Source organism: Thermoplasmatales archaeon (assembly GCA_026127925.1).
In the GTDB taxonomy this organism is placed as follows: Archaea; Thermoplasmatota; Thermoplasmata; order Thermoplasmatales; family Thermoplasmataceae; genus JAKAYB01.
This window is the reverse complement of record JAJSLM010000002.1, coordinates 129,657-141,866: the sequence shown is the minus strand read 5'-3', so window position 1 is coordinate 141,866 and position 12,210 is coordinate 129,657. Positions and strand designations below refer to the sequence as shown.

Sequence of the window (12,210 nt, the reverse complement as noted above, 5' to 3'; positions counted from 1 at the left end):
AGTTTCAGATACGTCTATTCCTTATGCCTAAAACCTAAATAAATATGGCGCCAAAAGATTAAAAAATTAATCTATTTAACATAAGTGAGCCACTTATCAAATTTCTTATTTTTTCCGGCGGTCACGTTTGCGTATTCCTGCATGAGCTTTGAGGTGATGGGCCCAACTTTGCCGTTGCCTATCACGATATTATCGACATTGACTATGGGCGTAATTTCTGCAGCGGTTCCGCAGAAGAAAACTTCATCTGCAGTGAAAAGCTCATCTTTATGTACATGCCTTTCTACCAGAGGTATTCCAAGGCTTTCGCAAAGGTCGATGATAGAATACCTAGTGATACCAAGCAGTATATCTGACTCGATTCCAGGCGTGATTACTCTTCCGTTTTTGACTAGCATTATGTTCTCTCCGGGACCTTCTGCGAGGTAACCGCTGTGAGATGTCAAAATTGCCTCATCGTAGCCCCCATCCATAGCTTCTGAACTCGCCAAAACAGAATTCAAATAGTTGCCCGTTGCCTTTGCCTGAACAGACATAACATCTGAATTTATCCTCTTCCACGAAGATATCTTCGCTCTGATACCGTTAACGGATTTGTCACCAAGGTACTTCCCGAAGGGAACCGCAATAATTGCGACGCGTATGTCATCGGTTTTCGGTTTGACACCGATTCCATCACTTTCATGGAAGGCAAAAGGTCTGATGTAACAAGATTCAAAACCATTCTCTTTAACGACTTCAACTGTTGCATCCATGAGCTCGGCGACGGTAAAACCAATATTTATTCGCAATATCTTTGCAGAATTCAAGAATCTTTCTATATGATCCTTCAACCTAAATATTGCTGTTCCTTTATCAGTTTTATAGGCCCTAATGCCTTCGAATATTCCACTGCCGTACTGCAAAGTGTGCGTCAGTAGGGTCACTTTCACGTCTTCATAATTTTTAATCTCACCCTGGTACCAGATCTTTTTTGACATATATTCCTAAATCGTATTCCTTTTAAAAATGGTTTGTAGGGTTTTATGATGAGGAAGCGTAGCGGAAAGCTATTTTCCAAAAAAAAAGTGTTCAGGATTGCATCTTAGAGATCTAGAAATGGTATAGTATCGAAGACATCTGATCAAGCAGTCGGATCCGCGTCAAAAGATGATAACCTTACCGTTGAATTCTATTCTGCATCCAATTTCCAATTATGAGTGATTTTTTGATCGCCCAGATCCAGGAGAACAAAATTTAAAAAAGAACTAGCATAGGGTGGTATAATGCTTGTTATTGGAGCGGATTCCTCGCCTTCACTTTCATTACGCATATCTGAGCAGTTGAATTGCCGTTTTACTGAGCCTGCTGTAGATAAGTTTCCGGACGAAGAATTCCATCTCAGGATAGATGAAAATCTGAAGGATGAGACCGTTATTGTAGTTGGCCATACCAGAACATTTGAAGAGTACTTTAAGCTGTTATTTTCACTTGACGCTGCAAAAGAAAATGGGGCAGAAAAAGTCATAGCTGTTATCCCTTATTTTTCTTATGCACGCCAGCATAAGATATACAAGTCTGGAGAAGCCATATCCTCAAAGGTAATGGTACGTACCATTGCTGAATTCAGTGACTATATGGCTACAGTAGAAATTCACGATGAAGAGAGCATTGGTTTCACTAATAAGGCGTTTAAAAACATAAAAGTCATCCCGGCTATGAGTGATTATTTTTCCAGGGAAAAGTGGGACTACGTCATTTCGCCAGATGACGGAAGCCTGGATAGAGCGAAGGATTACGCCAAATTGCTAAATTGTGATTTTTCTTTCTTCAACAAAAAAAGAATAGACGCAAACACTGTTGAAATGGAACCACCAGCACTGGATTTTAACAATAAATCTGTACTTCTGGTTGATGACATTATCTCTACAGGTGGAACAATCATCAAGGCGGTGGGGTTGCTGAGATCAATGGGTGCATCGAAGATTAAAGTATCCGGCACACATGGTGTTTTCGCCCACTCCTCTAGTGAAAGGATAAGTTCACTTGTAGATGATCTGGCGGTTTCTGATACGCTAGCCACACCGTTTAGCAGAATTTCTGTTGCGAAACCTATCTCTGATGAGATCAGGGAATGGCTTTAGGCGTCTTTCTTAAGTTTGACCAGTTATTCTAAAAACATTGCCGCCTGCCATGGAAAAAATCATAATGTTACTATGCAATCACTCATGTATAATATAGCAGTGTTGAAGTGATAATATGAATGATGAATTACGTATATGCAGCAAGGACGGGCCATTCAGGGGAAAGATATGTCCTGTTTGTGGTGAGCATGGGAAACTTCTGATAAGAGAAGAGGAAGTTGAAGGCATAGGTCGAGTACTCGCTGGAATGCTCAGACACTTTCCAGATAATTATGGAATAAAGCTGAATGAGCACGGGTGGGCAAAAATCTACACCGTTATCCCGGTTATAAGGGCGCAGAGGAGAAACTACTGGTGGGTCACTCCAACCCACATAAAGTACATAGTGGATACCGATCCAAAGCAGAGATACCAGATTAATTCAAAGGATGAGATAAGGGCAGCCTACGGACACACGATCCCGGTTAACATGGATGATCTTCCGACGGATGACGTACCTGATATTCTTTATTACCAGACCACTGAAGATGAATTGCCATTTATCATGGAATCAGGTATCTCACCATCAGACAAGACATGGGTACATCTGTCCCTTGCTCAAAGGCAGGCGTATGTTTCAGGGATGTTCCATGTCTCAGATCCTATTGTCGTAGAGATTGACGTGAAGGGACTCAGAGAATCTGGACAGTTTGTCTACAAAGCGACGAATGAAGTTTTTTTGACTTCAGGAATCCCGCCGGAATTCATAAAGGATAAACTTACAGAAAAGTTTGAGCTTACGGATGAAGAAAAATCCGAATTGCAGCAAGTAAGAGAACGAGCTGAACGGAGAGCCAGAAGAATGTCTAGAGATAATCAGGAGAATTCATCCTGAGCTCTTCCATGACGATCCTCCTTCCGGATATTATTGCCTTCCTTATATCATATTGATCTTTTTCGATTATGTTTATGTCTCCTTTTTTTGAGTCGATAAGCCTTATCCCGATAGAAGTTGCATAGAGCTCAAAACCAGCGGCCCTCGCCCTATCCAGCGATGAGAGACTCGCCCTTGTCATCTTCACATTTGAACTTTTGGCAATGCTAAGCGCCTCATCATGGTGCTGATAAATATTCGAATTTATTGTTATTTCCGAATTCCCAGGAATATGCCCATATGACACATCTGGTAGGCAGTAAAGGCCTTTCCCTGTATATCGCTCATTAATGTGCATTTCAATTCCAAGATTTTTAAGAACATTTTCATAATAGTTAAGAAGGACGTGGAATTCTTTCTTCTTGAACGGATCGTAAATATCTAGTATCTGTCCACCAATCCTTTCTCTCTGCTCATATAGTGCTACTTTTAGGCCTGCCCTTGCAGCAGTTATCGCTGCTTCGATGCCTTTGACACCTCCTCCGATTATGGATATTTCTCCTTTGAGACTGCCCATAAAATATGGCATCCTTTCAAAGCCAAGGTCTACGTTCACTGTACACCTCACCTCACCAAAGGAAAGATCTCTGCATGCCTGGTTACACCTGATACATGGCCTTATGTCTTTACCATTGCTCAATCTTTTAACAAAGTGGGGGTCGGCCAAAAGGCCCCTTCCTACAGATACAAAATCAGAGCGTTCTAGCACTGCGTTAACATCTTCCAGTGAAGTCACAGAACCAACTACAATGGAAGTCACCCGCGGTTTCCTGGGCAGCCTTGAATATATATGTGCCTTAGGGCTATAAAAGGATGCAGAAGATCCAGGAGCTGCGAACCTACCAGCCGAAAAATGCACATAATCTATTCCTTTCAGGGATTCCGCAACCCTCAGGCCATATTCAGGGCCGTACCCATCCGGATCGTCTTCATATAGGCTAAGTCTTATCCCTACAGGAATCTTTATTTCAGACTTGACTGCATCTATTACTTCCTGGGGGAACCTTATCCTGTTGTCAAAATCACCACCGTATTTATCGGTTCTCCTGTTCAGGGACGGAGAAATGAATTCTTGAAGAAGATAGCCATGGGCACCGTGAAGTTCAATGCCATCAAAGTTCGCCCTTTCAGCTGTTTTTGCAGCCCGTGCAAACGCCGATGTCACACGTTCAATATCGTCTGTCTTCATTTCTCTCGGCACTTTGCCCTGGTAGTTTACGCTACTCGGTGCCATAGATTTTTCAGAATATTCTAAAGCCTTGCCACCCGCATGGACGAGCTGTATGAAAATCTTAGAACCTTCATTGTGAACAATCTCTGTAAGTCTCCTCAGTTTTGGAATGAAATCTGTTGAATATATACCGAGCTCATTGCGCGATCCCTTTGAATTTACATTGTCGACGTAAGTGTACTCTGTGATTATTAGACCGGTCCCACCGATGGCTCTTTCCCGCAAATATGAAATGTGTGTCTCGTTCGTAGATCCATCTGGGTTGGCAAGATTGGAGATCATCGGGGCCATAACAATCCTATTCCTAATTGCTAGATCCCCTATACGGCCAGCTTCTTCGAAACGTATTCTTGAACTCATTTTCGTGCTGTATTATGCCATTATTCTAATACTTGCACCTAAGACAGACCCGTGATCTCGCCATCATCTGTTAGATCTATTTTTTCTGCTGCAGGAATTTTTGGAAGCCCTGGCATAGTCATTATATCGCCCAGCATTGGAACAACGAATCCTGCACCAGAAGAAACCGAGATTTTCTTCACTGTGACGATAAAATCTTTCGGCCATCCAAGCTTGGCTGGATCGTCCGTTACGGAGTACTGGGTTTTTGCCATGCAGACGTAAGCTTTGTCCATCCCTGTGAGGGATAAATTACGCAGGTCTCTTGTCGCCTGTTTTTCAAATACCACATCGGTTGCACCGTACACCTGTTTTGCAATCTTGATGATCTTATCCTTTACGGTATCGCTCTCCGCGTAAGTTCTGTTCAATGGAGCGTTTCCGGCAGAAATTTTGTCTATAACCTTTGTAGCAAGATCCACTGTTCCGTTACCCCCTTTGGCAAACCCTTCTGATAAAGACCATTCAATCTTTTTTTCTTTGAGTATGCTTTCAAGCGTATCGATCTCTTCCTTAGTATCCGAGGGAAACCTGTTTATTGCCACAACCGGATCGACACCAAAATTCCTTATTATGTCAACATGTTTCAAGAGATTCTCAGATCCTTTTGAAAGCATCTCAACTGGATCGGCCTTACCTTCCTGCATTCCAGAATGGAGTTTCAAGGCTCTTATTGTTGCAACTATTACGACACCATCGATCGGAAGATCCCCGATTCGAGTCACCATATCGAAAAACTTCTCGGCGCCAAGCTCAGAGCCAAAGCCTGCTTCGGTAATTAGGTAATCTGTGAGCCCAAGTGCCATCTTGTCGGCGATTATGCTGGATGTCCCATGCGCTATATTGCCAAATGGCCCGATATGCACAAAGGCTGGAACACCCTCAGTAGACTGAACAAGATTGGGGAGCAGCGCGTCCCTGAGAAGGGCAGCCATAGCACCCTGGGCATTCAGATCCGATGCGTAAACAGGGGATCCGTCGAAAGTGTATCCAACTAGAATCCTCGATAGCCTCTCTTTCAGATCCTTGTAGCTTGTTGAAAGGCCAAGAATTGCCATTATCTCCGAAGCAGCTGTGATAACGAACTGGTCCTTCATGAGTACTCCAGTTTCTGAACCACCTGATCCGATGATTATATCCCTGAGGGATCGATCGTTCATATCCACGGTTCTTGGAAATACGACTTTCCTTGGATCTAGTCTTGGTTCCTTGTTGAAGTAGATGTGGTTGTTAATCATTGATGAGAGAAGATTATGTGCAGCAGAAACCGAGGGAAAATCTGAAGTGAAGATCAAGTTTATTCTGTCACTTGGTTCGACCTTAGCCAATCCCCCACCGGTAGCGCCGCCTTTGATACCGAAGCATGGGCCCAGAGAAGGCTCTCTGATAGCTATACACGCCTTCTTTCCTAATTTCTGGAAACCCTGGGCTAGCCCTATAGCCGTTGTAGTCTTACCCTCGCCTTCCTTCGTTGGGCTGATTGCAGTGACAAGGATTAATTTACCCTTCTTCTTGTTTTTCACTCGTTCAAGGACGCTCAGCGAGACCTTTGCCATATAATTTCCATATTTCTCAAACTCGTCATCATTAAGACCAATTGTGCGTGCAATGTCTTCGATCCTTTTTAACTGTGCAGACTCCATAAAAATCACTTATGGCAGTTAAGCCTAACAATTGACATAAATTTTGCCTATTTCATGCGAACTACAAGGTACCTTCTACAACTCCGATCAATCCCACACAAATGCAAACGCACATTAGCATCTGGTTTCACAATATCCTTATTTATGTGATAATATTTCATTTTAATGGATCAAGAAGAAATTCATGTTCCAAATCCTGGACAGAGGTACATAAACGATTGGATCATATATTCCGCCCTCGGTGAACCTGAGATAAACAAAGATAAATGGGGCCTGGAACTCACTGGACTTGTTGATAAGCCCAGAAAGTACTCTTATAAGGAAATTTCAAGCATGCCACAACTTGAATATTATAGCGACTTCAACTGTGTAACAGCATGGAGCATAAAGAAAGTAAAATGGTCCGGCCCGAGCCTGAGAAAAATCATCATTGATTCAGAGCCGAAGGATGATGCGGGATGGGTTATGTTCAGGTGTGCTGAAGGATACAGCACTCCCGTTCCGATAGAATATGCAATGGATGAAAAATCTATAATTGCGCTTAAGATGAATGAACAAACACTTAGAGTCGAACAGGGTTTCCCGGCAAGGCCTTTCATACCAGAACTGTATGGCTGGAAAAGCGCGAAATGGCTGACCCAAATTGAGCTGATAAGTGATTATGAAGATGGATACTGGGAGCAATACGGCTACCATGAAAGAGGCAAGGTGTCCGAGAGTGAAAGGTACACCAGTGGGTTATGGAGAAGAGTAAAAAAGAACGCCAAGAAGATGATGTCGTTCTGATTTTTGTCCATTTTTCCCAGTTAAGCTTTAATATGACAGTGCTATTTTTATGGACACCTAGCCCCGTAGTGTAGTGGCCAAGCATACCGGACTTTGGATCCGTTGACAGCAGTTCAAATCTGCTCGGGGCTACTTATAAAAATGGTGGTGATGGATTTGGCAGTTACAATAATAGGAAGAAATAGATCAACAGTGCCCATAGACAGGGAGATGAGTGTGGCTGATCTCTTTTCTAAATTGAAATTATCGGAACAATCCTTTGTGTGCATTAGGAACGGTGTGCCACTCATTGGAAATGATGTCATACTTCCTGACGATGATGTGTCTCTGCTGGAGGTATTTTCTGGGGGATAACATCAAATCAAAATTTTTCTTGAGTAAAATTTTCCCAGTACCTCATATCTGGCTTTTGTCTTTGACGGGTCAATGATGATCAATTTTTTCTTCAGTGGATTTAGATGTTTGCCTATGTTGAGCCTTGGCAGTTCCAACCTAACTGTTTCCTCCAGAGTTCTCGGTTCTACTGAAACATCCACGGCAAGGCGATCTCCTAAGACATATGGCCCTCTTAACGCATTGTTGTTTGACCATCGTGCTATGTAATCTTTGGCCCGCTCATCGTCAACCGGGGGGCCCATGTGTACCCTTGTTCCTGGAAGGTCGACAAGTTTTGTCTCAATTGCTACATCTATAAATTCAGCGGAAACAGAAAGTTCTGATGAAACCGGATAAAAGCCTTTCGAGGATAAAAGGTCCGTGAGTTGTTGCTGAAATCTATTTGCCTGGCTATATATTATGTCATCTACGAGATCTGGTCTCTGGAGCCTGAAAATTCTCATGAATGCCCCCCGATCCCTGTACTGCGATGGTTTAACAGGTAAGGGACCACTGAAAAATTTCATGGATTGATCTTGAAGAAATAATCTTGATTCTATCTTCATCTTCGAAAGGTTTTCGAGGCTGACAGCAGCAGATGCATTTCTGTTAACATCTATCGGATCTATTATCACAACAGGAGACAAAAACTTCTTCTCATTTTCCACATCTTCTGGAATCAGTATTCTTCCCCTGCTTGTTGCAAACATCTGGATCACATTCTCAAATGTACCAAGATGAATGACGAGAAGTTCACATATGTAACCTGAAAATCCGGAAACCTTGATTTCAGACCCATAGACGCCCACAGATTTCATGAAAGCCTTCAGGAGAAGGACTTCATCCGCCTGATTTTTTGCTAAATTTTCCAGGACATACTGAGTATGCAAAGGAGTTCTGTCTACAGAACTTATAATCTTTGAATTTTTCTCTATCCTCAGGCATGGCACAAGGTCAATTTTTACCCCGTCAATTGTTCCAGAAACGTATGGATGCTCTGCATATTTTTCCCTTCCATCCACAAGCACCTCATGTCCGATCTTCAGGCCCAGTTTTCCGATGTCTTTCTCGGAATAACTCCTGCTGAATACAATGAAAATATCTATATCTCCACCCTTGACATTTGTATGCTTCGCAACAGAACCAACGACCAACGGTTCGGCATCGATCTTCTCTCTCAGAAGTATCTTTTTAATTTTTGCTATCAAATCGTTGGAAATATCATGTAATTTCTTTTTCTCTGCTTCATCGGGCTTCCATCGCCTTAGAATTTCTTCTCTGTTGATCATTTTTGCATTAGGTCCAGTATAGCTCTTGCAGGTTCTCCGTCGTTTTTCTTGAGTGCTTCTATTGCCTTTTCCCGTGACGAGGACGTCTGCTCCATAACCAAACTTACATCCTCCTCCGGGAATCCTACAACTTGTTTTTCGGTATCTGTTTTGGCTATCTCCTTAAAATTTCCGAGTATCTGAAAGGTCTTAACACCCTGCGCTTCTATCATAGTAACCTGAGCATTGGTTATTGAGTAGTCCTTATTTGTACCCTTTAAAATGACTGTTTTTACGTCAGGCATTTCTGTAGATTTAATGCCCATTTGTGCCATCATTCTCTTTACTTCTTTTGAGTTCATTCCGCCAGGTATCATATAAGTAAGGCTAATAGCTACATATAATAAATATCGTTCGCCCTGTTTCTTTTAACACCAAATATCAATGGAAGTGTTAAATAACGCTAACATATCCTAAACGAAGGCCGTGATAGCTCAGTTGGGAGAGCGCCAGACTGAAGATCTGGAGGTCGCTGGTTCAATCCCGGCTCACGGCATACCTTTTTTCCGGAAAATGTGCTTGCCTTATTGCCTTCCACCTTTATTTGCGAATCGATGCCTGTTAGTTGGGAAAATTCCCCGCTGATTAATAAGGTGCACGCACAAATCTCTTGTGCTAATAAAAATGAAATCAACCCCAATAAATGACTAACAAAGCTTGATATTTCAAATGGCATAAAATTCTTTAATGATCTTATCTCCTGGATAATGAATAGTCTGAACTGCTTCTCCGGGGTTTGACTTGGAGAAGTCTTCAGATGACACAGCGGCCAATCCTACTGCTATGAAATTTCCTCGGAGATCGGTGACAAAAACAGTATCTCCCTTCTTTATGCTGCCCGAAAACTGTGTTATGCCTTTACAGAATACGTTGGCACCATTGATCACGTGAGAAACAGCACCATCATCGACCACGACGACATTGCCTTTAGGTCTGATGTCATTAAGCAGAAATATTGTCGGAATATACCTGTCCGATACGTAGATATATGGTTTACCCCCAACAAAATAACATCTGGAATCTTTGCGCTGATCGAGCTCAACGCTGCGATCGCCAAGATCTATTCCCATGGAGAGAAGTTGATCCCTGACTACTTTCTGTTCCTTCTTTGAAACAAAATGTCTTGCCATGTTTATCTAACGTAAGCTTTTATTTTCTCTATCTCTTCGGTTGCGTGATCCGGGCCAGCCTTTAAAATATTCTTTATATGCGGAGAAATTTTCTGAGCAAGATCGGTTTCAGTTTCAGTGAACTGCCATTCTCTGTTCCTCCTTTCGCCGACACTGTCTAGAAATGCCAGGAAAATAGCTTTCCTGGTAACAGACTCCCCCAGTGATTTTTCAAAATTGCGGATTGTCCTGTCTTTGCCGTAACTGAAATAATTTTTCAAGATATCGACTAGAAACGCAGAATCTCTAGTTGTACCCTCTGCAGAGATTTTAAGTTCGTCGACCTTTAGCCTGCCTTTAAGTGCTATAATCTGTTCCGTCGGAGATCCTTTGGCGGAGTTCAAAAAAGAATCCGGTTCTGAAGGGAATATGGATTTTAGAATCTCCGTTTTAAAGCCAGGCCAAAGCACATCAAGGACCTTACGCTCGGAAAATGTATCCATCCTTATTCCCTTTCCATATTCCTTTAAGCACTGAATAATAACGCTCTTATCAACGTAAATAAAATCGTGCGCATTCACGAATTCTTCTGGCCCAGGATAAACTTCAGAACCCACCATAAAAGCCCCTTTCTTGATCGCTTCCTTTTCTCGGAATTCACTAATCAACTTAATGACTTCTCTGTCATTTATTCTACCCTGTGAGTAGGATTCCAGAAGATCTGTTTGAGTTTCCGAAACCTGATCCTGAAGATAATCGAAGGAGAACTTAAAATCAGCCCATATGTCCGGTGTAAGTTCATGCCTCAGCAGAGCCATCATTGTGTTATGGTTTGAGTTCTCGAAAATCTTAAAGTTAACGGAATTCAGGTGGGTCACAGTCATACTGTTGCCCGTTGTACCGACTGTTATCGTATTATCAGCAACCGTAACGTCTATGCCTTCATCCTTAAGCGCATCAAGAAAGAAATCCTTTCCGGGAGAAGTGTTCTTACATGACGCTAGAAAATAATTAGTTGAGGAATAAATTCTGACACCTTTTGATTTAGAGAGTGTGTAGTGAGCCATCATTCGCCACAATGGATCATCATAGTGCTGTATCCCCGCAAGTACGTTTTCATCAGTGTCTCCCCTCTTTGCAAATTCAACAGATCCAAACTGCGTCTTTATCATCCCTAGGAGAGGCAGGGCATCTGAGTTGACAACCTTATAAGATTCCGCCATACCAGAAAGAAATTGATCCGCGGATTTCGAGAATTTCTCGAAATTGGATTTTGATGAGGATAATTTCTTCTCATAAGAAGTGAATGGACAAAATAATCCTCCATCTATGCAATGAGGAATTATAACTTCAGGATTTTCGAACAGTTTCCTGAGATGTTCCTGAAATGTTTTCTGACTCTCCTTTGAAGGTGACTTCAGTCTCATAATGATTACTTTACATCAAGCATTCTTATTGCTTCTGCCTTTACTGTCACTGGAATTGGGACCATAGATTCTACAAGTTGTACTGTAACTTCCTCTTTATTTGAGTCTATGGACATTATCTTCGCCTTTTCACCCTTAAACGGTCCATCTATCAGCTCAACAAATGCGCCAAGTTCAAGACCAGACACCGCAGGTTTAGGAATGAGATAATGCGCAATCTCTTCTATATCGATGTTACCTGTTACCACACCTTTGAATCCCTTTATTCCTTTTGCAATATAGCTTACCCTATCGGGGTGCATGACTTCTGCAAAAACATAACCCTTCACTTCATAGGGAGATAGAATGGAAAGTACCTCGTTGATAGCATTAGGATCATTCATTCGCCTCTCCTCCATATCTCTGTTACTTTTCCTTTCAAGATCAACAGAAACTGGTAATTCGTTTCCAACAGTTGTCTTCATAGCTATTATCATAGGTGCAAGAGTTAGTTTAAGTAATTTTGTTGCTGAAAGAAGACCGTCTTCCGATTTTACAGAAATGGTAAACGCTGCCAAATCCCCTATGTATCCTCCTTTTGGGGTTGTTATTGAAAAAACTACCTTCCTGCTCTCACCTTCGTCGAGCTCAACCTCAACGGTTAGGTCTTTCTTATCCATTGGAGAAACGCTTATGGATTTATTTTTCTGATCCTGAACGGATACGAACCACTCAACCAACTTATCCACCTGATTGAAATCTACCGACAGAGTTATTTCGAATTTTCTTTTTATCTGGCTCTCTCTTAGGATTACAGGTACCTCTACAGTCTTACCACATCCTACAGAAGAATCATTACTATTAATATCTACAAATTCAACCTGATTTTCCATTTTT

Annotated in this window: 12 protein-coding genes and 2 tRNA genes; 6 read left to right on the top strand and 8 right to left on the bottom strand. The window is 42.0% G+C overall.

The features are described 5' to 3' along the window. Positions 1-71: 71 nt before the first annotated feature. Positions 72-980 (bottom strand): branched-chain amino acid transaminase, encoded by a 909-nt coding sequence (locus LVQ96_02990; protein MCW6170114.1) that lies wholly within the window; start codon positions 978-980, stop codon positions 72-74. Between the two features lie 285 nt (positions 981-1,265). On the opposite strand from LVQ96_02990, the gene prs reads away from it, so the two are divergent. After that, positions 1,266-2,123 carry a ribose-phosphate diphosphokinase gene (gene prs, locus LVQ96_02985; GenBank protein ID MCW6170113.1) on the top strand — a complete coding sequence of 286 codons (858 nt, stop codon included), beginning with the start codon at positions 1,266-1,268 and terminating at the stop codon, positions 2,121-2,123. Between the two features lie 115 nt (positions 2,124-2,238). Next, on the top strand, positions 2,239-2,997 hold the full coding sequence (locus tag LVQ96_02980) for an RNA 2'-phosphotransferase (GenBank protein MCW6170112.1): 759 nt from the start codon (positions 2,239-2,241) through the stop codon (positions 2,995-2,997). Here the strand turns inward: LVQ96_02980 and LVQ96_02975 are convergent. Together LVQ96_02975 and LVQ96_02970 are read right to left on the bottom strand one after the other, a co-directional pair. Then, positions 2,969-4,627, bottom strand: a complete 1,659-nt coding sequence (locus LVQ96_02975; protein ID MCW6170111.1) for an FAD-dependent oxidoreductase — start codon at positions 4,625-4,627, stop codon at positions 2,969-2,971. The two genes, LVQ96_02980 and LVQ96_02975, sit on opposite strands and share 29 nt — an antisense overlap. Before the next feature lie 38 nt (positions 4,628-4,665). Next, positions 4,666-6,309: a formate--tetrahydrofolate ligase gene (locus LVQ96_02970; protein MCW6170110.1), complete on the bottom strand. Its 1,644-nt coding sequence runs from the start codon at positions 6,307-6,309 to the stop codon at positions 4,666-4,668. A 165-nt stretch (positions 6,310-6,474) separates the two neighbouring features. Here LVQ96_02970 and LVQ96_02965 point away from each other — a divergent pair, with 165 nt between their 5' ends. The 3 genes from LVQ96_02965 (at position 6,475) to LVQ96_02955 (ending at position 7,449) form a co-directional block, all read left to right on the top strand. Further along, positions 6,475-7,095, top strand: coding sequence for a sulfite oxidase-like oxidoreductase (locus LVQ96_02965; protein ID MCW6170109.1), 621 nt, complete (start codon positions 6,475-6,477; stop codon positions 7,093-7,095). 59 nt (positions 7,096-7,154) lie between these two features. After that, positions 7,155-7,227, top strand: a tRNA-Gln gene (locus LVQ96_02960). Positions 7,228-7,251: 24 nt separating this feature from the next. After that, a complete protein-coding gene (locus tag LVQ96_02955; protein MCW6170108.1) occupies positions 7,252-7,449 on the top strand; it encodes a hypothetical protein in 198 nt (65 codons plus the stop codon). A 2-nt stretch (positions 7,450-7,451) separates the two neighbouring features. Here LVQ96_02955 and cca read toward each other — a convergent pair whose 3' ends face one another. Together cca and LVQ96_02945 are read right to left on the bottom strand one after the other, a co-directional pair. Further along, positions 7,452-8,759, bottom strand: coding sequence for a CCA tRNA nucleotidyltransferase (cca, locus tag LVQ96_02950; protein ID MCW6170107.1), 1,308 nt, complete (start codon positions 8,757-8,759; stop codon positions 7,452-7,454). Next, positions 8,756-9,115, bottom strand: a complete 360-nt coding sequence (locus tag LVQ96_02945; GenBank protein ID MCW6170106.1) for a nascent polypeptide-associated complex protein — start codon at positions 9,113-9,115, stop codon at positions 8,756-8,758. The genes cca and LVQ96_02945 overlap by 4 nt, the downstream gene beginning before the upstream one ends. Positions 9,116-9,221: 106 nt before the next feature. On the opposite strand from LVQ96_02945, the gene LVQ96_02940 reads away from it, so the two are divergent. After that, positions 9,222-9,294, top strand: a tRNA-Phe gene (locus tag LVQ96_02940). Between the two features lie 169 nt (positions 9,295-9,463). Here the strand turns inward: LVQ96_02940 and LVQ96_02935 are convergent. Genes LVQ96_02935 through LVQ96_02925 form a run of 3 tightly spaced genes read right to left on the bottom strand, consistent with a single transcriptional unit; the run spans position 9,464 to position 12,206 of the window. Next, a complete protein-coding gene (locus LVQ96_02935) occupies positions 9,464-9,928 on the bottom strand; it encodes a DUF1947 domain-containing protein (protein MCW6170105.1) in 465 nt (154 codons plus the stop codon). 2 nt (positions 9,929-9,930) lie between these two features. Further along, positions 9,931-11,334: a hypothetical protein gene (locus LVQ96_02930; protein ID MCW6170104.1), complete on the bottom strand. Its 1,404-nt coding sequence runs from the start codon at positions 11,332-11,334 to the stop codon at positions 9,931-9,933. A gap of 5 nt (positions 11,335-11,339) precedes the next feature. Then, the gene (locus tag LVQ96_02925) at positions 11,340-12,206 is read right to left on the bottom strand and encodes a transcription elongation factor Spt5 (protein MCW6170103.1); all 867 of its coding nucleotides are present in this window, start codon (positions 12,204-12,206) and stop codon (positions 11,340-11,342) included. Positions 12,207-12,210 lie beyond the last annotated feature (4 nt).